Annotated in this window: 26 protein-coding genes; 8 read left to right on the forward strand and 18 right to left on the reverse strand. The window is 66.5% G+C overall.

Features of this window, described 5'->3' with window-relative positions; translation table 11 throughout:
• Positions 1 to 87: 87 nt before the first annotated feature.
• Positions 88 to 255, reverse strand: a complete 168-nt coding sequence (locus FXN61_RS25905) for a hypothetical protein (protein ID WP_167976632.1) — start codon at positions 253 to 255, stop codon at positions 88 to 90.
• A gap of 175 nt (positions 256 to 430) precedes the next feature.
• Here FXN61_RS25905 and FXN61_RS25910 point away from each other — a divergent pair, with 175 nt between their 5' ends.
• Positions 431 to 703 carry a hypothetical protein gene (locus FXN61_RS25910; protein ID WP_167976633.1) on the forward strand — a complete coding sequence of 91 codons (273 nt, stop codon included), beginning with the start codon at positions 431 to 433 and terminating at the stop codon, positions 701 to 703.
• Positions 704 to 866: 163 nt separating this feature from the next.
• On the opposite strand, the gene FXN61_RS25915 is transcribed toward FXN61_RS25910, so the two are convergent.
• Positions 867 to 1,721, reverse strand: a complete 855-nt coding sequence (locus tag FXN61_RS25915) for a helix-turn-helix transcriptional regulator (RefSeq protein WP_167976634.1) — start codon at positions 1,719 to 1,721, stop codon at positions 867 to 869.
• A 102-nt stretch (positions 1,722 to 1,823) separates the two neighbouring features.
• Between FXN61_RS25915 and FXN61_RS25920 the strand changes: the two genes are divergently transcribed.
• On the forward strand, positions 1,824 to 2,642 hold the full coding sequence (locus FXN61_RS25920) for a helix-turn-helix domain-containing protein (RefSeq protein ID WP_167976635.1): 819 nt from the start codon (positions 1,824 to 1,826) through the stop codon (positions 2,640 to 2,642).
• Between the two features lie 15 nt (positions 2,643 to 2,657).
• On the opposite strand, the gene FXN61_RS25925 is transcribed toward FXN61_RS25920, so the two are convergent.
• Positions 2,658 to 2,945: a DUF1330 domain-containing protein gene (locus FXN61_RS25925; RefSeq protein ID WP_167976636.1), complete on the reverse strand. Its 288-nt coding sequence runs from the start codon at positions 2,943 to 2,945 to the stop codon at positions 2,658 to 2,660.
• A gap of 128 nt (positions 2,946 to 3,073) precedes the next feature.
• On the opposite strand from FXN61_RS25925, the gene FXN61_RS25930 reads away from it, so the two are divergent.
• Positions 3,074 to 4,000, forward strand: a complete 927-nt coding sequence (locus FXN61_RS25930; RefSeq protein ID WP_167976637.1) for an AraC family transcriptional regulator — start codon at positions 3,074 to 3,076, stop codon at positions 3,998 to 4,000.
• A gap of 5 nt (positions 4,001 to 4,005) precedes the next feature.
• Here the strand turns inward: FXN61_RS25930 and FXN61_RS25935 are convergent, their stop codons facing one another.
• The 3 genes from FXN61_RS25935 to FXN61_RS25945 form a co-directional block, all read right to left on the reverse strand.
• Positions 4,006 to 4,179 carry a hypothetical protein gene (locus FXN61_RS25935; RefSeq protein WP_167976638.1) on the reverse strand — a complete coding sequence of 58 codons (174 nt, stop codon included), beginning with the start codon at positions 4,177 to 4,179 and terminating at the stop codon, positions 4,006 to 4,008.
• A 239-nt stretch (positions 4,180 to 4,418) separates the two neighbouring features.
• Entirely contained in the window at positions 4,419 to 5,177 is a 759-nt protein-coding gene (locus FXN61_RS25940; RefSeq protein WP_223165593.1) for a type 1 glutamine amidotransferase domain-containing protein, read from the reverse strand.
• Between the two features lie 372 nt (positions 5,178 to 5,549).
• Entirely contained in the window at positions 5,550 to 6,029 is a 480-nt protein-coding gene (locus tag FXN61_RS25945) for a MarR family winged helix-turn-helix transcriptional regulator (RefSeq protein WP_312877997.1), read from the reverse strand.
• 184 nt (positions 6,030 to 6,213) lie between these two features.
• On the opposite strand from FXN61_RS25945, the gene FXN61_RS25950 reads away from it, so the two are divergent.
• Positions 6,214 to 6,846 carry an isochorismatase family protein gene (locus tag FXN61_RS25950; RefSeq protein ID WP_167976640.1) on the forward strand — a complete coding sequence of 211 codons (633 nt, stop codon included), beginning with the start codon at positions 6,214 to 6,216 and terminating at the stop codon, positions 6,844 to 6,846.
• A 163-nt stretch (positions 6,847 to 7,009) separates the two neighbouring features.
• Positions 7,010 to 7,444: a nuclear transport factor 2 family protein gene (locus FXN61_RS25955; RefSeq protein ID WP_167976641.1), complete on the forward strand. Its 435-nt coding sequence runs from the start codon at positions 7,010 to 7,012 to the stop codon at positions 7,442 to 7,444.
• 1,001 nt (positions 7,445 to 8,445) lie between these two features.
• Here FXN61_RS25955 and FXN61_RS25960 read toward each other — a convergent pair.
• From FXN61_RS25960 to FXN61_RS25985, 5 genes are all read right to left on the reverse strand, one after another.
• Positions 8,446 to 9,417, reverse strand: a complete 972-nt coding sequence (locus FXN61_RS25960) for an aldo/keto reductase (RefSeq protein WP_167976642.1) — start codon at positions 9,415 to 9,417, stop codon at positions 8,446 to 8,448.
• A complete protein-coding gene (gene dhaL, locus FXN61_RS25965; RefSeq protein WP_446684947.1) occupies positions 9,380 to 11,791 on the reverse strand; it encodes a dihydroxyacetone kinase subunit DhaL in 2,412 nt (803 codons plus the stop codon). Before dhaL ends, FXN61_RS25960 begins: the two co-directional genes overlap by 38 nt.
• On the reverse strand, positions 11,746 to 12,744 hold the full coding sequence (gene dhaK / locus FXN61_RS25975) for a dihydroxyacetone kinase subunit DhaK (RefSeq protein WP_167976644.1): 999 nt from the start codon (positions 12,742 to 12,744) through the stop codon (positions 11,746 to 11,748). Before dhaK ends, dhaL begins: the two co-directional genes overlap by 46 nt.
• Complete coding sequence (locus FXN61_RS52700) at positions 12,741 to 13,496, reverse strand: MIP/aquaporin family protein (RefSeq protein WP_167976645.1); 756 nt, start codon at positions 13,494 to 13,496, stop codon at positions 12,741 to 12,743. Before FXN61_RS52700 ends, dhaK begins: the two co-directional genes overlap by 4 nt.
• Positions 13,497 to 13,626: 130 nt before the next feature.
• A complete protein-coding gene (locus FXN61_RS25985; protein ID WP_188135492.1) occupies positions 13,627 to 14,433 on the reverse strand; it encodes an IclR family transcriptional regulator in 807 nt (268 codons plus the stop codon).
• Between the two features lie 22 nt (positions 14,434 to 14,455).
• On the opposite strand from FXN61_RS25985, the gene dhaM reads away from it, so the two are divergent.
• From dhaM to FXN61_RS50885, 3 genes are all read left to right on the forward strand, one after another.
• Positions 14,456 to 14,845: a dihydroxyacetone kinase phosphoryl donor subunit DhaM gene (dhaM, locus tag FXN61_RS25990; RefSeq protein ID WP_167976661.1), complete on the forward strand. Its 390-nt coding sequence runs from the start codon at positions 14,456 to 14,458 to the stop codon at positions 14,843 to 14,845.
• Positions 14,829 to 15,119, forward strand: coding sequence for an HPr family phosphocarrier protein (locus FXN61_RS25995; protein WP_167976647.1), 291 nt, complete (start codon positions 14,829 to 14,831; stop codon positions 15,117 to 15,119). Before dhaM ends, FXN61_RS25995 begins: the two co-directional genes overlap by 17 nt.
• Positions 15,120 to 15,312: 193 nt before the next feature.
• The gene (locus FXN61_RS50885; protein WP_223165596.1) at positions 15,313 to 15,540 is read left to right on the forward strand and encodes a macro domain-containing protein; all 228 of its coding nucleotides are present in this window, start codon (positions 15,313 to 15,315) and stop codon (positions 15,538 to 15,540) included.
• 91 nt (positions 15,541 to 15,631) lie between these two features.
• Here FXN61_RS50885 and FXN61_RS26005 read toward each other — a convergent pair whose 3' ends face one another.
• The 7 genes from FXN61_RS26005 to FXN61_RS26035 all read right to left on the reverse strand — a co-directional run bounded on the left by FXN61_RS26005 (position 15,632) and on the right by FXN61_RS26035 (position 20,561).
• Positions 15,632 to 16,066, reverse strand: coding sequence for an HYD1 signature containing ADP-ribosyltransferase family protein (locus tag FXN61_RS26005; RefSeq protein ID WP_167976648.1), 435 nt, complete (start codon positions 16,064 to 16,066; stop codon positions 15,632 to 15,634).
• Complete coding sequence (locus FXN61_RS26010; protein ID WP_167976649.1) at positions 16,063 to 16,374, reverse strand: thaumatin family protein; 312 nt, start codon at positions 16,372 to 16,374, stop codon at positions 16,063 to 16,065. The genes FXN61_RS26005 and FXN61_RS26010 overlap by 4 nt, the downstream gene beginning before the upstream one ends.
• 45 nt (positions 16,375 to 16,419) lie before the next feature.
• Positions 16,420 to 16,656 (reverse strand): MarR family winged helix-turn-helix transcriptional regulator, encoded by a 237-nt coding sequence (locus FXN61_RS26015; protein WP_167976650.1) that lies wholly within the window; start codon positions 16,654 to 16,656, stop codon positions 16,420 to 16,422.
• 2 nt (positions 16,657 to 16,658) lie between these two features.
• Entirely contained in the window at positions 16,659 to 16,919 is a 261-nt protein-coding gene (locus FXN61_RS26020; RefSeq protein WP_167976651.1) for a hypothetical protein, read from the reverse strand.
• Positions 16,920 to 16,962: 43 nt separating this feature from the next.
• Positions 16,963 to 18,618 carry an alpha-keto acid decarboxylase family protein gene (locus FXN61_RS26025; protein ID WP_167976652.1) on the reverse strand — a complete coding sequence of 552 codons (1,656 nt, stop codon included), beginning with the start codon at positions 18,616 to 18,618 and terminating at the stop codon, positions 16,963 to 16,965.
• Between the two features lie 18 nt (positions 18,619 to 18,636).
• The gene (locus FXN61_RS26030; RefSeq protein WP_223165597.1) at positions 18,637 to 19,428 is read right to left on the reverse strand and encodes an MBL fold metallo-hydrolase; all 792 of its coding nucleotides are present in this window, start codon (positions 19,426 to 19,428) and stop codon (positions 18,637 to 18,639) included.
• A gap of 86 nt (positions 19,429 to 19,514) precedes the next feature.
• Positions 19,515 to 20,561 (reverse strand): sugar phosphate isomerase/epimerase family protein, encoded by a 1,047-nt coding sequence (locus FXN61_RS26035; RefSeq protein WP_167976654.1) that lies wholly within the window; start codon positions 20,559 to 20,561, stop codon positions 19,515 to 19,517.
• Positions 20,562 to 20,567: the final 6 nt, after the last annotated feature.

The raw sequence follows: 20,567 nt of genomic DNA on the forward strand, positions 1-20,567 counted from the left end.
GTCAGCAGGACGCGGCGTCGCGGGTCCGAGACGCTCCGGCGCAGCAGTTCGTGCGTGGTGGACATGGTCGTTCCTGCTCTCTTGTGATCAGCGGGTCAGTAGTGCCCATTTGGTCATGCGGTCGCGCAGGTCCACAGTGGACGCAGTGGTCGAGGCCGTTCCGTCGCCATGGCGGCGGAACTCGCCCGCGCCTCGTTCGGCGGCGTACAGCCAGGCGCTCGCCCCGGAGGATCCACAGGTGGTGGTCGTCGACAAGCCGGTCGTCGACCACGGCGCACTCGATGTTGACGAAGCACTCCGAGCGCGCCGCGGGCGATCGGCATGTTGAAGCCGTTGGTCATCAGATTGATCCGGTGTCCGTCGAAAGTGGACATGAGGATGACGGCGGCCGGACTCGATCAGCCGGTGCACGTTGCACATCGGGTACTCGGTGAAGCCTTGGTGCGGCCATGAACGCCACGGTCTCGGCGACGTCGGCAGGCTGCAGCACGTCGGTCCCGCCGAAGCGGTCAGTGGCGGCCTGCACGGCTCCGGGAATGGCCTGGGCGTTGGTGACGTCGAGCGCGATGACCAACGTGTTCGCCGCCGTCTCTTCAGGTCTTCCGGCACTCGGTCCGGGTTGCGCACGACGACAACGACGTTGTCACCGCCGTGGCGGGCGGCGCGGGCGATCTCCGCACGAGGCCGCGAGATGCTCCTGTGATGAACCAGGTGGACATGATGATCTCGTTCCTTCCGGCTGTTCTGCCTGTGCGACGAGCGTTTCCCGCCGCTGACAGATTCGAGTTTGTCCACGGGGGACAACCGGAGGAAGGCCGCGGATTTCCTGGGAGAAATGCACCCACCCAAGGGAACCGCGACGAGACCTAGACGCGCGGAACTTCCGCCGCGCGGGAGGCGGACGCCGTGTCGGCGTCGGCGCGCAGCCGCTTGAACGCCTCCGCGGTCGGGGAGGCGAGCTCAGCCTGGTAGACGACCAGGTGCTGGTACGGGGCGCCGCTGACGGTGAACGTGGAGAACTGGATGTGCAGGTCACCCACACGCGGGTGATGCAGGTGCTTGCTCTCCTGGGTCTTGGGCTTCACGTTGTGCTGAGCCCACAGGTCGGCGAACTCCGGGCTGCGGGCGGACAGTTCGGCCACGACCTGGGCAATGCGCGAACTGTCGGGATCCTGCCCGTACGCGGCCCGGATCTCGGCCACGCACGAGTACGCCGCGCGCTCCCACTGCCGGTAGAACTCGCGCCCGGCGGGGTCGAGGAACACCATGCGGGCCAGGTTGTCCGCGGGCGTGAAGCTGTCGTGCAGCGCGGCGGCCATGGTGTTGCACGCCAGGATGTCCAACGCGGGCCCGACGACGAAAGCCGGCGAGTCGGACCAGCCGTCCATGAGCTGACGCAGTTGAACACTGACCGGGAGGCCGTCGGTGCGGCGCCATGCTCTCGCCTCCGATGGCTGAACAAGGAGCCACAGGTACTCGGTGGCCGCGGCGTCAAGCCGCAGCGCCTGGGCCACCGCCTCCACCACCTGCGCCGACGGACTGGACTCGCGGCCCTGTTCCAGGCGCATGTAGTAGTCGCTGCTCACCCCGGCGAGGATCGCGACCTCCTCGCGGCGTAAGCCCTTGACCCGGCGGCGGCCGTGCTCGGGCAGCCCGACGTCCCGCGGCGTGAGCGCCTCGCGCCGGGCACGGAGGAAATCACCGAGAGGTGTGCCGACCATGACGGCAGACTCAACCCGTGCGGCGGTCTCCCGTCAACCGCGCCCTGACTGGGTGGGACGCACCCAGGCTGAGACCTGCTCTCCTCCCCTAGCCTCGATCGCATGAACGGTGAGCGGAACACGGCGCTGGGTGCGTTCCTGCGCACGCGCCGTGCTCTCGTTCAGCCCGAACAGGCCGGGCTGAGCACCGCGGGTCGCCGGCGCGTTCCCGGGCTGCGCCGGGACGAGGTCGCGCGGCTCGCCGGGCTGAGCGCGGGCTACTACGCCCGACTGGAACAGGGACACGAGCGCCCGACGCATCAGACCGTGGACAGCCTGAAGCGGGCACTGCGCCTGGACGAGAGCGCCACTGTTGAACTGCACCGCCTGGCCCGTCCCACCAGGCGCCGGCGGACCCGAGGCCGGGTCGAACGCGTCAGCCCTCACCTGCTGGCCTTGCTCAACGACTGGACCACGGCGCCCGCCTACGTCCTCGGCTGGTCCAACGACGTCCTGGCGCGCAACGCCCTCGCCTCCGCACTGCACAGCAGCTTCGTCCACAGCGACAACCTGCACCGCATGATCTTCCTCGACCCCGCCGGACGCGAGTTCTTCCGCGACTGGACGACCACCGCCCGCGCCGCCGTCCACGACCTGCGCCAAGCCGCGCATCGCGCCACCGACGAGCGCACACTGCGAGAGCTGGTCGGCGAACTCGCGATCGCCGGTCCGCAGTTTCGCCGGCTCTGGGCCGAACCCGAGCCACGCGGCCCGGTCGTCCACGGCAGCCACTTCTTCCACCCCGACGTCGGCGAGCTGCACCTGCGCACGGAGATCTTCCCGATCACCAGCGCGCCCGGCCAGCGACTGGTCGCCCAACCGGCCGAACCGGGGTCCCGCTCCGCCGACGCGGTGGTACTGCTGAGCACGCTGGCCGTCTGACCAACGTGCTCGGGGTCAGGCGGTTTCGCCGACGACGACCTTCACGGTGGAGTACTTGCGGCGCAGTTCCTTGAACGGCTGGTACTCCGGCGAGTCCCAGAACTCCTGAATCGCGGCCTTGCTGCTGAACTCGTGGATCACAAGCGTCGGCGGGGCCCAGTCACCTTCGAGCACCAGTGCGTCGCCGTCGATGAGGACGTTGCGCCCGCCAGCCTTCTCGATCAACGGCGTCACACCGTCGACGTACTGCTGGAAACCCTCTGGGTCCGCGACATTCAGATCGATCACAACATATGCGGTCATGTTCGTGTGTCCTCCAGATGCGATGGATTGATCGTCATCGACATTAAGGGCACGATGTGGTCTTTCCCATGCGACAACCGACCGCACACATACTCCATTGGACCGACGTCGACGTCGTAGCATGATGCATGGATGTCTTCAGCGACGTGATCTCCACTGTCCGCGCGGGCCGCGCCAAGTTCACCCGCTCCCGTCTGACCGGCCGGTGGGGCTACGCGTTCGGCCCCTATCCCGGCGCCGGCTTCCACGTCGTGCTCGAGGGCAACTGCTGGCTGATCTCCCCGTGCGGCTCCCCCATCGCCCTTGGCGCGGGCGACGTGGTGTTTTTGCCGCACGGCGCGGTGCACGGCATGAGCGACAGTCCAGACAGGACGATCGCGGAACTTCCGCAAGCACCGGAAACCGGCCCACCGGACGACGAGCCCGCGCCAGGTCAGACACAGTTGCTGTGCGGCGCTTACCGGCTGGAGCGCGGACAGGCCCACCCGTTCCTGCACAGCCTGCCCGAGGTCATCCACCTGCCTGCTCGGCTTGGTGACCACTCCGCCCTGCGCACAGCGGTCGATCTGCTCGGCGCAGATCTCATCGACGCCCGCCCCGGTGCCGCTGCGGCGCTACCCGCTCTGATGGACCTGCTGCTGGTTTACCTGCTGCGCGCCTGGCTCGACGAGGAAGCCTCACGTCACCGTCCCGGCGAGGGCTGGTGCGTCGCACTCACAGATCCAGTGATCGCCACAGCACTGCAACACATCCACCGCACGCCCGCACACCCGTGGACAGTCCAGGAACTGGGCGCCGCGGTCGGGCTGTCCAAGACCGCCTTCGCCCGCAGGTTCACCTCACTCGTCGGCCAGGCCCCGATGTCCTACCTCACCTGGTGGCGACTGAGCACCGGGGCGCGATTGCTGCGGCACGGCCAGGCACCACTCGCCGCGATCGCACGCCAAGTCGGCTACACCTCGGAGTTCGCCTTCGCCAACGCGTTCAAGCGGGTGTTCGGCACAGCACCCGGCAAGTTCCGCCAGCAGCAGCGCCACAACCCCGACAGGAGCTGACATGGTCACCAGACGACCGAGCCGGCCTTGTCGAAGAAGCCGCTCGTCGGGCCCGAAGTCTGCCACAGGGCCCTGCACGACACCACCAGCGTGGCCGACCACGACGTCGATTCCGCCGAACTCGGCCGAGCGCGGGCCGCATTGAGATCGCGGCGAGTGACCTTCGTGTTGGCGCTCACCTGCCCTCCTCGTCCTTCCATTCCAGAAGTGCGCAGACGAATCCGTACTCCGTCGGCTCGGGCAGGCTCGCACGTCGGGCGGTTTCGGGTGCGAGACAACTCGGCGTCACCGGATGCATGAGCAGATGACGTCGTTGGGCGCGCGATTGCTGAGTGAGAGCGCTCTCACGCCTTCCTTCGGTTCAGTTGGACGTAGCTGATCAGCAAAACGCTGCTCGCGCCGCGAGGTCCGGGACCGGTCACCGCTCGAGCAGGCTGGCGAAGGTCCTGGCGAACAGGTACGCGTCACCGGGCCACCTGGCCGACACGTAGTTGCCGTCGCGCACGACGAACGCCGACGTGTCGTCGGCCGCGGTGCCGCGGCGGGACAGTTCGACCGGACCGCGGCGGGACAGTTCGGCCGGGCCGCGTTCGAACACCGCTCCGGCCGCGACGACCTCCTCCTGGACGTAAGTCAGGATAGGTGCGGTAGTACCGGCCACGCCGCCACGCGGTGAGGAAGTACGCCGTGCGCTCCATGTACTTCGGCAGGCACGTCGTGCGGCGTCCGGTGAGCAACCTGCGGCCGGTGCCCGGATCCTTCGCACCCGCCAGCACCAGCACGCCGTGGCAGATCGCGCCCACCGGCCGGTCCAGTGCCCAGAACTCGGCAACCTTTCCCTGCAGCAGGAAGGAACCAGGTACTGGCGCATGCCCGGTGCGTGTCCGCCGGGCAGTACGAGTCCGTCGCACTCCGCGGGCTCGACGGCCGCCCAGGCGGTCGGCTCGCGGTACTCCGCCGCCTCGGTAAGCTGCTCGTAGAACCCTTTGGGCCCCGGTTCGGCACCCAACTGTCCGAAAAGGACGCCGCCGAGAAGGAGGTGGTCCGCCTGGGACGGGTGTCCGCCGTGCTCGGCCGTGAAGACCACCTCGTGGCCGGCATCGGTCAGCAGGCGCCACGACCCGGCGACCTCGGTGACATCGAAGTCGTGGTCGGGCAACGGAATCAGGACTCGCACAGCTGCCGATTCTCCAGACTGATCAAGCCGACTACGCGCAGCTGCCTGGCGCAGCACCTACCCTCACCACCCTGCAATGACCGCTGTTCCTCGGCTTGGGTGGGTCATGGCTGCTCCTGCGGCCGGGCCGAGGTACAGCGGCGACGCTGACCAGGGACTTTGGGACCACCTGATGGAACCGCTTCCGTCATCATCATCGGCTGCGCGTAATCGAACTGACGTGCGTGGTCGACGGCGAGTGGCCAGCCGGAGCGATCTCGGCCGGGCACACCGACTCCGCGCGGACATGGTCAGGTCGCGCGTGCAGGTCGGCACCAACGGTCGCCGTCGTCCAAGTCGGGTTGCCCGGCTTGATGCCACCGCTGCATCCGTTCAGGTGCCAGCTTGTTCTTCCCCGGTGAGGTGCGCGAGTTGTTGTGCCGTGACGTTCCGGAAGGCGCGTTTGAAGCGTGCATATGTTCGCTCGCCGAGCGCCTCCGCGTGTCGTTGCTCGATCGCCGCCATGATGGCGTCCGACTTCACCGTCTCTTCGAGACCGCGGTCGGTCGGGACGATGAGCTTGGCACGCCGGTCCTGCGGGTCGGGCCGGCGCTCCACATAGCCGAGTTCTTCCAGCTCGTCGATCAGGTTGCCGATGACCTGCTTGTGAACCCCTGACAGTCTGGACAGTTCGGTCGCTCTGGTTCCTTCGGCGTCAAGGTAGCCGAGAACCGCACCGTGCCGGGGCCGCAGATCAGGATGTCCCTGTTCGGCAAGGGTCTCGAACAACTCCTTCTGCACGGAGAAGAGCAGGCGGGCGGCGAGGATGCCCAGATCGGGATCGTCTTGCTTCCGCTGACTGCGTCGTCCCACAGCACCACGTTCCATCAAGGTCGTTGACTGTCAACGCCGGTGAATATAGCTGGCCGAGAACCAGCCGTCGCGCTGGTGACCCATGTCACCGGCGATCAGGACCCGATCGGGAACAACCGGCTCGGCCACACAGTTCCACTAGTCAAAGTTAGTGACTATCAAGATTATGACTAGAGGAGCATCGATGCCCGACACTGCCCGCTTCCTCGACATGCTCACGCGCGAGAACGCCGTTCTCCTGCTGGTCGACCATCAGATCGGCCTGTTCACCGGCGTCCGCGACATCGAGACGGCGCAGCTGAAGCACAACGTCGTCGGCCTGGCCAAGGCAGCAGAGGTACTCGGCGTGCCGATCGTGGCCACCACCACCTCGGCCGACAGCATGTGGGGTCCGCTGGTGCCGGAACTGGCCAAGGCGCTGCCCGCGGATCTGGAGATCATCGATCGGAGCACGGTCAACGCCTGGAACGACGCGCGCGTGCGCGCCGCCGTCGAGGCGACCGGCCGCAAGAAGATCATCATCGCGGGCATCTCGATCGAGGTGTGCGTGGCGCTCCCCTCGATCTCGGCAACCGCTGCCGGCTACGACGTGCACGCGGCGATCGACGCCTCAGGCACGTTCAGCGACACCAAGCGCACCACCGGCCTGCTTCGCATGCACCAGGCGGGGGTGATCCTCACCGACTACGCCACGGCGGCAGTGGAAATGCTCGCCGACAACGCCTCACCACTGGCCGCGGAGCTCTACGCCACGATCGACATGCCGTTCGCCACGATCGTCGGCCAACTCGCCAGCGCGTACGCCAAGAAATCCTGAATGGAATGCCAACGAACCGGCCTCGCTTCGGTTTCCCGGTCGTGCCGACCTCCGCTGTGGCGCGACACCGCGAGCTCGTGGACATCGCGGAACGCGCCGGGCACGGACATCGTAATGAATCTTGACTATCAACGAAGTTACTAATGGTGAACGAGGAGTCCCCATGTCGCAGTCAATGGAAACAACCAGCCGAGAGGACCTCTACGACCGGGTGGAGATCAACGAGATCCTGAACCGGCACCAGATCTACATCGACCTCAAAGACGCGGACGGCTACGCGAACCTGTACGCCGAGGACGGTCGCTACGAAAGCCCGTTCAGTTCCGCGAACGGACGCGCCGAGATCAAGGCGATGTTCGTCCGGCTCGCTGAACAGGGCTTCACCAAGGGCAAGCGACACATGAGCGGCCCCGCCATGGTTGACATCGCGGGCAACACCGCGACCGCCACGTCCTGGTACTGGGTCGCCGAGACCGAGCAGGTTCCGACCGTGTATGCCACCGGCACCTACATCGACACCCTGCGCAAGATCGACGGCAGGTGGTTGATCACCAACCGCGTCCAGACACTCGACCCCGGTGCGTTGAGCAACGGGTAAGGACACATCCGACGAGCTGTCCACACCGGCGACCTCCACAAACGACGTGGACAGTGGAGCCCGCGGAGCGCACACCAACGCCTTCGGCGTGATCAGGGGTGACACCGCCGAGCCAGTCACCGAAGTGGTCTGAACGCAGGTGCCCGACCGAACGATCAGACCCCCGATCAGTGCGGCGGTCAGGGGCCGCCGCCTGCTGGCTCACGCCTCAGGCAAGTCGCTGTTGCTCGCGAGCTCGACGGTGATGTTCTTGAAACTCAACGACTGGAACGGACGGCCAGGTCGGCGTTCCTCCCTGCTGACACCGGGTGTCAGCAGGGACCCCCTTATGTCCGCACTCGCGACGGTGCCGTCCGCTGTAGCGTCCACAAAGGACTGATCGGACCGTGATGTCGCTCCTTGGTGACGACCGAGGCCCTGCGGTGCCGTAGAGTCGATCATGGCGCCCGGCCGTGGTGGGACGGGATGGGCGCCGAGATCACGCCGTACCGTTCGCCTCGGACGCCGTGGCGTCGACCGTGATCGTGACCAGCGCCCCCGCACTCGTGACCGCGGGGAGGCCGAGACTGTTCTTGTCGACGGAGATGCAGCTCGTCAGATCGCTGATGGTCGACGATGTGACCTGTGCACGGGGTCGTTGACGCGGTCTTAGGCAGCTCACCAGGTTTCCGGGCACGTCGCCATTCACGCAATTGCTCACATCAGGGTGAGGACTGCCGGGGTCGTTAGGCGCCAACCGATTATCGCCACGTCAGCCTCCAGTGAAGCTGGCCGAGTAGAGGAGTCTCCGGCACGGAACTTCACCGACGGCAGGAGATGATCTTGGGCTGCCCCTGCCGTCGGTAGAAGGCCGTGCTCGTGCAACGCCGCGTGACGGAACCAAGCCGATCCACCAGCGGCGCGGGCCAGCAGTGCCCCGGCGGGTGGCCTCCGACGGCCTGGCGCGTCTCTGCCCCACCGCTCGATCGATCCCCCAGAGGCGGCAAGCCGGGCCACGGTGGTCAGCACCACGTCAGCATGCCGCGCTCGAACCAGTATTCCGTTGTGGGCATCGCCAGCGGGGCGAGCTGTTGCAGGTCCTGTTCGGTCAGACACACGGCTGCGGCGCACAGGTTGCTCGACAACTGGTCAGTGCTGGTGGGTCCCAGCAGGACTGTGTCGGCCCAGGGGTGGGACAGCGCGGCGGCGATCGCGATGGCGTCCGGGCCAACGCCGTGCCGCTCCGCGATCTCGAGCAGTGGGGTCGGAGGGTTCGTCGCCAGCTTGCCGTTGGCCATGGCCTCCTTGATCAGCACGTGGGCACCGCTGCGGTGGGCTTGGGCCAGGGCCGGGCCGGCCGAGGGTTCCAGCACGTTCCACGTCGACTGGACGGCGGTGAACACCGGTTGCCCTGCTACCCGTAGGGCCATACCGCGCTCGATGGTCTCTGCCTGCGTGGAGCCGGACGTGGAGAAGCCCACCCGCACGCCCTGCGCGTTCAGTCCGGCCAACGCCTCCAGCAGCGGCTGATCGGTGAACACCGGGCTGTCCGGGGTCAGCGAGTGCACCTGGTAGATGGCGATCCGTTCACCGAGCAGTGCCCGGCTCTCGGTCCACTGCTCGGCGAACCGGCTGGTTGAGTGCTCCTTGATCTCGTGCACCTCGGCGTCAAGCCGCCAACCGCCGACGTAGGTGTAGCCCCATTTGCTGGATACCGTCAGGTCCGGCATGCCCCGGTCGGCCAGCCATCCGGCGAGGAACATTTCGGCCAAGCCGTAGGAGCGCGCTACGTCGACCCATCGGACGCCCGCCGCGTAGGCGGCGTCGAGGACCTGACGGCAGGTGTCCCGCATCGCGTCCACGGTGCGTGCCTCGGGCAATGCGCCGTCGCGGCCGAGGTTGATGTACGCGGGTCGGCCCAGCGCTGCGAGGCCGAGGCCCAGTTTCGGCGCGTGGTCAGGGAAGTCGCGGGCTGCAGTGTTCACGGACGACATCCCAGACTTGCTCCGCTGTGGTGAGGGTGAGGGCGTGGTGTGCGATGTTGGCGCACGTCGTGTGATCGAGACGGCGGATGGTGGCGCGTACCTGGTCGAGATGGGCCGGTGCCGTCGAGAGCACGTCGCAGCCGAGCCCGGCCAGCAGCGGCACGACGAGCGGGTGTGCGGCGGCGTCGCCGCACACGGACACGCGTTCGTGTTGGCGGTGCGCTGCGGCGATGGTGTCGGCGATGGCGCGCAGTACGGCCGGGTGTGCGGCGAGTTGCGGTGTGAGCGCGGGATCACGGCGGTCCAGGCCGAGGATCTGCCCGGTGAGGTCGTTGCTGCCGATCGACAGGAAGTCGGCGCGGGAGGCGATGTCGTCGGCTGCGGCGACGGCTTCGGGGAGTTCGATCATCGCACCCAGCGGCGGTGGCGCGACGCCGAGGTCGTGTGCGACACGGTTGAGGATGTGGCGGCAGGCGTCCAGTTCTCCGGGTGTCGCCACCATCGGGATCATGATGCGGACGTCGCAGTCGCCTGCGGTGGCCAGGACGGCCCGGAACTGGCGGGCGAACGCGTCGGGCTCGGCGAGCATGAGCGGCAGGCCCCTGCCCAGCCGGCCGGTCCTTCCCCCGGACAGGAACGGCGGCAGCTTGTCGTCGGCGTAGTCGAGGGTGCGCACGGTGACCGGGTGCCCTGCCAGGGCGCGCAGCACGGGCCGGAGAACGCTCCTGTGCTGGGCCTCGCTGGGCCACTCGGTGGCGTCGAGGAACGGGAGTTCGGTGCGCAGGAGGCCCACACCGTCGGCGTTGGTGGTGGTCGCGGCGCGCGCGTCAATGGTGGTGGCGATGTTGGCGCGCAAGGTGATCGTGTGGCCGTCGCGCGTCTGTGCGGGCAGATGTCGTTCCGCGGCAAGGGCTTCTCGGCGTTGCCGGGCGGCACGCATCGCCTCGCCGGTGGCGGCCTGCTCGGCTGAACTCGGGTTGATGATGATCTTTCCGTGCTCGCCGTCGACGGTAACGGGTGCGCCGTCGGCGTGGTCGAGCACCGCGGGATGAACCCCGACGAGCAGCGGGATGCCCAGCGAGCGCGCCACGATCGCGGCGTGGGAGTTGAAACCGCCGGTGACCGACACGGCCGCGGCCACCGTGGTGGCCGGCTCGAGCAGGTCGGCCGCGCCGATCTCGTTGGCCATGAGGACCATTGGGCCGTCGGCGCCGAGGTCGTGGTCGTGGCCGTGCAGCCGGGCGATCACGCGTTTGCCGACCTGGCGGACGTCGGCCGCGCGTTCGGCCAGCGTCGGATCAGGTATTGCCGCCAGCGCTGCGGCGTGGTGGTCCACCGCCCGCTGCACGGCCAAGGCGAGTGGCAGGCCGCTCTTGGCGTGCTGGACGGCCAGCGCCCGCAGGTCGGTGTCCATCGCCAAATAGCTGATGACTTCGAGGATGTCGGCGTCCTCGAAGCGATCGTCCGCGCGCAGTCGCTCCGATGTGGACAGCAGGTCGGCGGCGACGCCCTGGAAGGCCTCGGTGATCTGGGTGGCGGGATTGCCGATGCCGTTCCAGGGCAGGGCGGTGGGTAGCGGACGGTCGGTGCGGTGCAGCAGACCGACGGCGGTGCCGGGGCTGGCCGCGCGCCCGGTGAAGCGCAGCTGGTTCACCGGGCGGCCACCACCCCGGCCAGCGCGGTGAAGATCAACGCGGTGGACGTCGCCCCGGGGTCCTGGTGGCCGATGCTGCGCGGACCCAGGTACGACGCGCGGCCCTTGCGGGCCTGCAGCGGGATGGTGGAGTGCGCGCCTTCGTCGGCGCCTTGGCGGCGTCCGCCACGCTGACGCCAGGTCGGCGCCGTGGAAGACCGCCTCCTCGAGCGCGGTGACCGCCGGCGCGAGGGCGTCGAGCATGGTCTTGTCGCCGAGGGTGGCCGCGCCGAGCTGGGTGACGGCTGCCGTTGCGGCGTGCAGGGCCTCGACGAGCTGCTGCGGGGAGGCCGTCGCTTCGGTCAGGGCCTTGCCTGCGGCGCGGAAGGCCGCGCCGTACAACGGACCGGAAGCACCGCCCACAGTGGACATGAGCGTGCTGCCGGTCTTGACCAGAACGTCGCCGACCGTGCTCGGCTGGAAGTCTTCGAGCGCGACGACGACGGCGGTGAAGCCCCGGGACATGTTGGCGCCGTGGTCGGCGTCGCCGATCGCGGAGTCGAGCTGGGTGAGCTGGTCGCGGTGCTCCTCGACCGTCGCGGCGATGGCCCGGATCCACGCGCTGACCATGGCGATGTCCACCGGCTCCTCCTCGATTCGGACGGCAATGCCGCCATCGTGCTCGGTGGGCTGATGGTGCGCCATCAGCTGCCCCACCGCAGCCCCGACGTCGCCACCGGCGCCGCCCACAGGTCGAGCATCTCGTCGTCGGCGCGGCAGACGGTGATCGACACACCGGCCATGTCGAGGCTGGTCACGTAGTTGCCGACCAGGCTCGCACCGATGCGCACCTCCTGCGCTGCGAGCACCGCGGCGACTTCGGCCGCCACCACGTAGAGCTCGATGAGCGGAGTGCCGCCCAGCCCGTTGATCATCACGATGGTCTTGTCGCCGGCGCCCAGCGGCTGGTCAGTCAGGATCGCGTCCATCGCGAGGGCCACGAGTTCCTTGGCAGGCTTGAGCTTTCCGCGGCTGCGGCCGGGCTCGCCGTGGATGCCCACCCCGATCTCGATCTCGTCCTCTGGCAGGTCGAAGCCGGGCCGCCCGGCCGACGGCGTGGTGCAGGCGGTCAGCGCGATGGCGAACGACCGGGAGGCCGAGTTGACCTTCTCCGCCATCTCGGCGACCTTGTCCAGGTCCGCGCCCCGGTCAGCGAGCGCGCCGGCGATCTTCTCGACGAACACGGTCGCGCCGGTACCGCGCCTCCCCGCGGTCCACGTGGAGTCCTGCACGGCCACGTCGTCGTCGACCAGCACGGTGCGTGCCGTGATTCCCTCGTCGGCGGCCAGTTCGGCGGCGAGCTGGAAGTTCATCACGTCGCCCGTGTAGTTCTTCACCACGAACAGCACGCCCGCACCGCCGTCGACGGCCTTGGCCGCGGCCAGGATCTGGTCGGGCACCGGGGAGGTGAAGACCTCGCCGGGGCATGCGGCGTCGAGCATGCCGGGCCCGACGAACCCGCCGTGCAGTGGCTCGTGGCCGGAGCCGCCGCCGGAGACCAGCGCGACCTTCCCGGTCCGCGGCGCGTCGGCGCGGACGATGACCCGGTTGCCGGTGTCCACCCGGAGTTGGGGGTGGAACGCGGCGATGCCGGCCAGCGCGTCGGTCAGCACCGACTCCGGCGTGTTGATGAGCTTCTTCACGACAGGACTCCTTCGGCCTGGACCGGCGCAGGCTGCGCGGCGACGCGCCGGGTGGTGGCGATGAGGTGGTAGACGGCCGCGGCGGCGAGTCCGCCGGCGATCTCGGCGAGCAGGTAGACGGGCAGCTGTTCCCAGTGGACGGTGCCGCCGAACAGCTGTCCGGTGAGCATCGGCCCGAACGTGCGGGCAGGGTTGATCGAGGCACCGGTGGCCGGAGCGATCGGAATGATGATCGCGAACACGGCGAGTCCGATGGCCACGCCGGCGAAACCTTGTGGCGCCCGCTTGTCGATCGCGCCGAACACCACCAGCACGAGCAGGAACGTGCCGATCGCCTCGGCGGCGAACGCCTGGCCGGCACCGACATCGGCGCTGTAGGAGGCGATGCCCAGTCCGACGTCTACGGCTTTGTGGCCAAGAACGGCGACGATGGCGAGCGCACCCACCGTCGCGCCTGCGAGTTGTGCGGCGAGGTAGCCGGGTACCTGCCGCCACGGCATCCGCCCTGTCGCGGCCAGCGCGAGCGTGACGGCCGGGTTGATCTGGCAGCCGGAGACGTGCCCGATCGTGTGGACCATCGCGATGACGGCGGTCGCGAAGGCCAGGGAGATCATGCCCAGCTGGGCCATGGTGAACGGGGCGTCGCCACCCACGATCAGCGTCGCGGGGACGGATCCGACGCCGATGAAGACCAGCGTGGCAGTGCCGAGCATCTCGGCGATCAGTGCCTGGGGGAATGTGTTGTCAGCCATGGGGACGCCCGCGACAGTGCGGGCGCTCACCTCCTCAGCGGGGAACCGGGGTCCATCTTGCTGAACAGCGTTCGTTATTGCTGAACGAAATGAAGGTAAGCGTGGCCCAGGTCACTGTCAAGGATCGATGTCAGGCGAGAGCGCGCGCGAGCGGAGCGCGGCCAGCTCCCAGCTCACGGGACAACTGGCGGGCCACTTCCCGCACTTTGACGGCCAGATCCTGGTTCTGCCCGTCCGCCAGCAGTCGCTCGACCGGGCCGACCACCCCGATCGCGCCGGCAAGTCCCGACCTGTCGAACACCGGCGCGGCGATCCCCGCGTCGCCGAGCGTGGACTCCTGGTCCTCCTGCGCGTAACCGCTGGATCGCACCTGCTCCAGCTGGTCGTTCAGCGCATCTGGATCAGCGATGCTGCAGCCGGTCAGTGGCGGCAGCGGCCCGGCGAGCAACTCCGCCTGCCGCTGCTCAGGCAGGAACGCCACGATCGCCTTGCCCAGCGCACAGGTGTGCCACGGAATGCTCGCCCCCACCTCCAGGATCTGCACCGCACCCTCCGGCCGGAACGCGTGGTGCACGACCAGCACGTGGTCGCCGGTCAGCACAGCGACCCAGACGGCCTCGTTGGCGCGGGCCGCCAGCAGATCAGCCCAGGTGAGCGACCTCATCCGCAGCTCGTGCGTCTCCAGGAACGCGTTGCCGAGCGTGAGCACGCCCGGCCCCAGCACGTACTTGCCGGTCTGGCGGTCCTGCGCGACCAGGCCTTCCGCTTCCAGCGTGCGCAGCAGCGCGTGCACCGTGGGCTTGGCGATTCCGACACGGTCGGCCAGCTCTGCCAGGCCCAGCCGCGGGCCACCCGCACTCAGCAGTCGCAGAATCTGCACCGCCCGCTGTACTGACTGGACCACGTTCAACCTCAATTCAGTATTGCTGAACAGCATTCAGCATGACAGCATCTCGTTCATGCAACCTGTTGGGATAGTACTCGTGTCGCACAGTGCGGAGCTGGCATCCGGACTGCGCGCGCTGCTCGACCAGCTCGGCGTCCAGCCGGGTTCGGTGATCGCCGCCGGCGGCACGGCCGACGGCCGGATCGGCACCAGCTACGACGCGATCGCCGCTGCCGTGAAGGACGCCAACCAGGGCCGTGGCGTCGTCGTCCTGCCCGACCTCGGCAGCTCGGTCATCACCACCCGCGCGGTGCTGGACGACCACGCCCAGGCTGACGTGGTGCTGGTGGACGCCCCCTTCGTCGAGGGCGCCGTCGCTGCCGCCGTCACAGCTGCCGGTGGCGCCGATCTCGCCGCGGTCACGACCGCCGCACAGGAGGCTCGTCATGTCGCCAAGTTCTGACACGTCCTTGCACGCCGACGACACGGCCGAGATCGACGTCGTGCTGCCCGCACACCTGCACGCACGACCCGCAGGCAAGCTGGCCAGAGCGGCCGCGCAACTGCCCTGCAGACTGGAGATCACACACCAGGGCAGGACGGTTGATGCTACGGGGATCCTCGCTGTCATGGGCCTTGGCGCCACCGCAGGCGCCACCATCACCGTCCGCGCCCACGGCGACGGCGCCCACGACGCCGTGACCGAGATCTGCCGACTGTTGCGCGCCATCGACTAATCCAGGCCTAAGATCATTGCCCACGTGTGCAACGAATCCGGAGGCTGGGACAAGGCTTTGTCGTCGCGCTCTCCCTGCCCTGGCCGGAGCCTGAACGGGGCTATCGACAGTGGTACCGCGAACGCGAGCACAACGACTTCGGGCTCGGCGCCGTGCGCCTCGTCGAGGTGGAACCCACCAGTGGGTCGCGAACATGATCGGCCAGCACGGGTTGCGCCGGACGGCCGAAGGGTCGCCGATCAGGTATCACGCGCTGGAGTCCTGCCTGGAGAAGCTCGCTGAGCACGCACGGCAGCGAAACGCCACGGTGCACATGCCGAAGATCGGCGGCGGTCTCGCCGGTGGCGACCGGGATCGGATCGAGTCGATCGCCAGCCGTGCCCTGGCCGGAGTGCCGACGACCGTGTACGTGTTGTCGTGAGTGCGTGCGGGGCCGCGTACTCACCCTTGTCCGTCGGGCCACGGCGTCCGCCCACATCCGGTCGCCAACCACGGTCACCTGACGGACCGGCTCACCGTCGACGAACTCGCACACGGCGAAACCATCGTTGGCCGAGAACGGCTCGATCTCGAATCGGACGTACGCAGCGCTCATCAAACGGTGTCTTCCCATTTCTCACGATCCGGCTCGCGATGTCGAGCGCATCGTTGGACAGATGCGCGAACACGTGCTCACGCCCCTTGATCAGGTTGAGTCCCGACACATCGATCTCCACGAAACGCGTGATCTTGTAGTACCCGCCTTTCCTCGGCCGACCGAACAGTCGCTGGACGAGCTCGTATCTCGAAATCCTGCCACCAGCGACCTGTGCTGCGCTCAGCTCGTCCTTGCACAGCGCGGCGACTGCCTCCGGGGCGATGTCGGTGAAGTACTGCCCGTCGCCGTAGCGGGCGTTCTTGGTTCCCTTCGACGCCAGCAGCTCGCCCGACTCGACGATGCCCTTCATTCCTTTCTCATTTGAGCTGCTTTGATGCTGCCAACGAAGTGCTGGCGAGCGAAGAACTTGCCGCGCCAGTGGTTCGCGGGGCCGAGCGGGATGCGCACGGTGGCGGACTCGCCGACCTTGAGCATCGGCAGCTTGTCGATGCTCTGCGAGCCGTCGGCGTTCACCACGCTGCCCACCCAGACCGGACCACCGGTCTTGTTGACCAGGGTCACCGAGTATGGCGGGGCGGCGAACGCCGGTGCCGCGACAAGCGCACCGACCAGCGCCAGCAGCAGGAAGATCCATTGTGGACGTAAGAGTTTTCGCACGGGTTCGGACGCTAGTGACGCGAGCGGCCGCGAGGTACTTCGGTGCTACCCCAGCATTTGCGCGAGATACTGGTGGAACACTTCGCGCTGGCCGGAGTCCAGCGACGAGAGCATGCTCGCGTCCATCTTCTGAATGGCAGCCAGCAGGACCATTGCGGCGCCGTGTCTTTCGGCGGTGGCGCTCAACAGGACGTGACGCCGGTTGGTCTCGCTGCGTTCGCGGTCGCAGTAGCCAAGTGCCACGAGCTGGTCGGCGAGGCGGCTCGCGGCCTGCTTGGTCATCTCTAGCCTGCGAGCCAGATCGCCGGCGGTGCCCTGACTGCGGCAAGCTCGATCACGGTGGGCAGCAGGTAGACGCAAACGGTGAATTCACGGTCCTTTGATTGTGGCTTGGGGTGGCCAATGCCGATCTCCCGGAGCCACCTGCCGTCGTGGCCGGGAGTGCGATTGGACAAGGTGATCGTCGCTGGACAGAACAGCATGCGAAGCCCTTGGTGTGACTTGTAGCTCTTGGTCGACAACTTGTCCACCAAGGGCTTCGCCATGCTCAGGCCCGCCCACCCTCAAGATCAGGATGGAAGAGGCTCACTACTGAGTCTTCCACTCTGCATTGTCGGGAATCGATTTGCCTGGCACCAGGACCTGGATGATGGACGGGCTGACCGAGTTCGCCAGGGCACCCGTCACGGCCTCCTCAAGCTCCCCGTACGTGCCGACTTTCCATCCCCGGCAACCGAACACCTCGGACAGCTTGCTGTAGTTCCACGGATGCAAGACGCATGAGTTGTAAAACGGCTTGTCGGTGTGAAAAACCGTCGAATCAGCGAGCCATTGCTCTACGCCGTAGACTCCGTTGTCGATTACGAAGATCACAGGGTTGAGCTTGAAACGAGTCTGCGTCGAGAGGCATTGCGCGGTCATCTGGAACCCACCGTCACCCGAGAACACCATTACTCTTTGGTGGGGCGCCTTTGCCAAGCAGATACCCGTTGCAGCCGCTGCGATATAACCTATCGACGAGTAGGATGACTGAGCTACAAACCCTCCTGGGCCGGGGACGTCGAGCAACATGCTTCCGAAGTAGTTCATGCTCGCATCGCTGCCGACGATGGTGTTCTTGTCGATGTACTGTTGTACGAAGTTGTAGAATCCCTGGTACGTGATCTCATCGGCTGCGCCCATGGCCGGCGCGCTGTAAGTCGGCTTTTCCGGCGGGTTCCACACCTTGGGCGCAACCTGCTTTGCCAGTATCCCGTCAATCAGGTGCTCCAGCGCGACCTGTCCACCGAAATACGTTCCCAGCTTGACTGCATCCATCGACACAAACGCGGTCTTGTCGAAGTCCGGTTCCCAGCCCAGCGAGTTGATGTCGGTCAACCACACGCCGAGACCCAGTATGAAATCGGACGTCTTGACCAAATCCGCGACGGCGGCGGATGACGCCTGCCCGTCGAGCACGCCGAAAAACTGCGCATCGTCTTCAGGAAGGACGGCCTTGCTCAGGAGTTCCGTGACGAAGGGGACATTCAGTTGCCGGATCAGGCTCATGGCCTTCTCCTGAAGGCCGAAGCGGTCGATCTCCACGCCGATCCAGACGAGGGGATTCTCCGCGCTTTCAAGCCTCGCACAGATCTGCGCCACCGACTGTTCCAGGCTGGACTGGTCCGACAACGCCCTGGCCGGCTTCAGAACACCCCTCGGCGGCTCGCACGCCAAGTCGACCATGTCCTCGAGGAGTTCGACATATATCGGACGTCGTTCGCTCACGCACCGGGTCAGCGCATGATCTATCAGCAACGGCGCTAGATCAGGATTGTCGATTCGCACGGTTGCAACAGTTATGTGCTCAAATGATTGCTGATCCGTTTCTCGCCCACTGATGAAGTGATGCGCACTGAAACCGGTCTGCTCGAAAGTGAGCGTCTTCTTGATGCTCGGTGTGCCATTGATCAGGACGAGCGGGACTTTCTCGACGTAAGCACCGGCAACAGCGTTCACGGCGCACAACGCGCCTGCGGAGTAGGTGACACAGAGGGCCCCGATACCCTTCAGCCGTGCGTACCCGTCCGCCGCATAACCGGCGTTCACCTCGTTGACTTCTGCTACGATCTCAATGCTGCTCGGCGTGACGTACCGGTTCAACCATTCTATCGAATAGTCGCCCGCGATGGAGAACAGGTGGTCCAGACCCAATTGATGGAGCCGGTCCACCAGGTATTGCCCTACGGTGTATCCCTCGTTCATGACTGAACACCTTCGCAGTCAGTAGTCGCTCGCGTCGCCGAACAACCGAGGCAGGTATATGTCGAAGATCCCCGGACACCTTCGTTCGGGATACCGTTGCAGCATGAATTCCTTGAAGGCCTCGTCCGCCAACCCGTTGCCGATTGCCTGCTGAGCGGCCGAGAGGTACTCGATGTTGCGAGCGACTTCACTTTTGTCAGCCGGCAGACCGTGGCCCGGCATGAACAACTCGTAGTCCGTCAACAGCATTTTCTGCAGAACCCGAATCCAGTGGCCCATCTGTTTGGTCAGGTACAGGTGGGTGCCGCTGTAGATCAGGTCCTGGGCGAAATAGACTCCCAGGTCGGGAAGCCCGATGGTGAGCTGAAAGTCGATTTCGGCCTCTACGACCTGGTCGAAGACGTACCTGACCCCGTCGATCGTCTCGTCACCAGGGCTGGCGACCTTCTGAGGGACGACTATGCGACTCGGCGCCAAGTCACCGAGTTTCCAGTGGTCGCTCACCGAGTCTTCTCCGTGCTCTTGGATGAAGCTCAGGGTTTCAGGCAACGCGTAGATCGCGATGTCGCCGAACGCAGTCCCCAAACCGAACCAGTGATCAGGGTGCCGGTGAGAGAGGTACAGCCTTTCGATCGGCTTGCCAAGGCTGTCGGCGTAGTTCCTGAATGCACTTGCACAAGGAGCGAGAAACTGCGCGTCGACGAGAACGAGTTGGTTCCTCGTCTCGATGATGTGCGTAGCGTTCGCAATATTGCCGGACGTGAAGGGTGAGACGACGGTGTGAATGCGGACATCGCCCGCCTGTTTCACGACCATTGCGATGGGCTCGGGCACTTGAGTTGGCATTCGGGACCTTCCCGATGTGATGGTGAGATGCGGCCCGCCCATCGAGCAACTCAGGCGCGGGTGGCGGCGAGGCGCGACGGGTCGGATGAAGTCCGGGCGGAAAGAGCGACCTGGTCTCGCAGTTCCTCCAACGCCGCCATGGCTACGTCGTAGGCGCTGTCAGCGTTGGGCGTTGGCTCGTCCTCGCCGGGCCGCCAGAAGCGCCGGCGTGCCATTCGCATGGAGCTGTCGAACGGCGGAATCGCGTTGAACACCTCGATCAGGTACGGCCCGCGATAAACGGGCTCGATCTCGTTCAGGACGATGTCCCACGGGATCCAGCTGTCCCGCACCGCACCCCGATCGGGTGCAGACAGGTGGACGTAGTAGAGCCGGTCCTGCCGTGCGGCTCGGGCGACGTTGTCCCTGAAGACTGAGGGGCCCTGGCTTTCCATGACGACCTGCGCGGTGTCGATCGTTACGCCGCACTGCCAGTGGTCGAAGCCGTCCAAGAAATCCAGGACCTCCGAGACCATGTTGGGCGGGGGCGTCTCCCAGCTCTTCACGGGCTCGATGGCGAGCTTCACTTCCTGCGTCGCGGCGTAGACCGCCAGATCCTCGAAAACGGAATGCGCCGCGTGATAGCGCGACTTCATCCAGTCCAGGAGCGCGTCGCTCCATATCGGTTCATCAGCGTCCGTGACCGGAAAAACACCGTAGGGGTAGAGGAACGGCCCTGACATGATCGAGTCGCCGCCCAGGACCCGCGTGATGTCGACACGCGACTTGAGGTAAGACAGGGCCCGGCTGCGCTGTTCCTCGTAAGGCGACGTCGGGTCGAAGGTCCGCGTGGTCCCGACGTTGGTGGTGAACTTCACCTCCTTCAGTCCTGCCTTGTCGAACGCTTTCTTGAGGCCGACGTAACTTTCGACCTCGAGCTGATGATCGACGGCCGCGGGCTGGGAGGCGATGTGCAGATCGAAGCCGTCGTAGCCCATGTCCGTAAGGGCCTTCAGATGGTTGATCAGAATCTGCGTGTAACGTGAGTCCTGAGGCCTCAAATCGGCCGTGAACATGAAGAAGCTGAAGAACACGTCTCGCTTGAATGTCGCGTCCATTCCTGT

Origin of the sequence: Lentzea indica, assembly GCF_012184385.1 — a bacterium.
GTDB classification, from domain to species: Bacteria; Actinomycetota; Actinomycetes; order Mycobacteriales; family Pseudonocardiaceae; genus Lentzea; species Lentzea indica.

What these genes read in the sequence shown, in the direction of transcription:
- FXN61_RS26035 (WP_167976654.1), bottom strand. Translation starts at nt 20,561, where the DNA reads ATGGACGCGACATTCAAGCGAGACGTGTTCTTCAGCTTCTTCATGTTC.
- FXN61_RS25955 (WP_167976641.1), top strand. Translation starts at nt 7,010, where the DNA reads ATGTCGCAGTCAATGGAAACAACCAGCCGAGAGGACCTCTACGACCGG.
- dhaM (WP_167976661.1), top strand. Translation starts at nt 14,456, where the DNA reads ATGCAACCTGTTGGGATAGTACTCGTGTCGCACAGTGCGGAGCTGGCA.
- FXN61_RS26020 (WP_167976651.1), bottom strand. Translation starts at nt 16,919, where the DNA reads ATGGCGAAGCCCTTGGTGGACAAGTTGTCGACCAAGAGCTACAAGTCA.
- FXN61_RS26005 (WP_167976648.1), bottom strand. Translation starts at nt 16,066, where the DNA reads ATGAAGGGCATCGTCGAGTCGGGCGAGCTGCTGGCGTCGAAGGGAACC.
- FXN61_RS25960 (WP_167976642.1), bottom strand. Translation starts at nt 9,417, where the DNA reads ATGTCGTCCGTGAACACTGCAGCCCGCGACTTCCCTGACCACGCGCCG.
- FXN61_RS25915 (WP_167976634.1), bottom strand. Translation starts at nt 1,721, where the DNA reads ATGGTCGGCACACCTCTCGGTGATTTCCTCCGTGCCCGGCGCGAGGCG.
- FXN61_RS25925 (WP_167976636.1), bottom strand. Translation starts at nt 2,945, where the DNA reads ATGACCGCATATGTTGTGATCGATCTGAATGTCGCGGACCCAGAGGGT.
- FXN61_RS25920 (WP_167976635.1), top strand. Translation starts at nt 1,824, where the DNA reads ATGAACGGTGAGCGGAACACGGCGCTGGGTGCGTTCCTGCGCACGCGC.
- FXN61_RS25950 (WP_167976640.1), top strand. Translation starts at nt 6,214, where the DNA reads ATGCCCGACACTGCCCGCTTCCTCGACATGCTCACGCGCGAGAACGCC.
- FXN61_RS25985 (WP_188135492.1), bottom strand. Translation starts at nt 14,433, where the DNA reads ATGCTGTTCAGCAATACTGAATTGAGGTTGAACGTGGTCCAGTCAGTA.
- FXN61_RS25995 (WP_167976647.1), top strand. Translation starts at nt 14,829, where the DNA reads ATGTCGCCAAGTTCTGACACGTCCTTGCACGCCGACGACACGGCCGAG.
- FXN61_RS26025 (WP_167976652.1), bottom strand. Translation starts at nt 18,618, where the DNA reads ATGAACGAGGGATACACCGTAGGGCAATACCTGGTGGACCGGCTCCAT.
- FXN61_RS52700 (WP_167976645.1), bottom strand. Translation starts at nt 13,496, where the DNA reads ATGGCTGACAACACATTCCCCCAGGCACTGATCGCCGAGATGCTCGGC.
- FXN61_RS25930 (WP_167976637.1), top strand. Translation starts at nt 3,074, where the DNA reads ATGGATGTCTTCAGCGACGTGATCTCCACTGTCCGCGCGGGCCGCGCC.
- FXN61_RS50885 (WP_223165596.1), top strand. Translation starts at nt 15,313, where the DNA reads ATGATCGGCCAGCACGGGTTGCGCCGGACGGCCGAAGGGTCGCCGATC.
- FXN61_RS26015 (WP_167976650.1), bottom strand. Translation starts at nt 16,656, where the DNA reads ATGACCAAGCAGGCCGCGAGCCGCCTCGCCGACCAGCTCGTGGCACTT.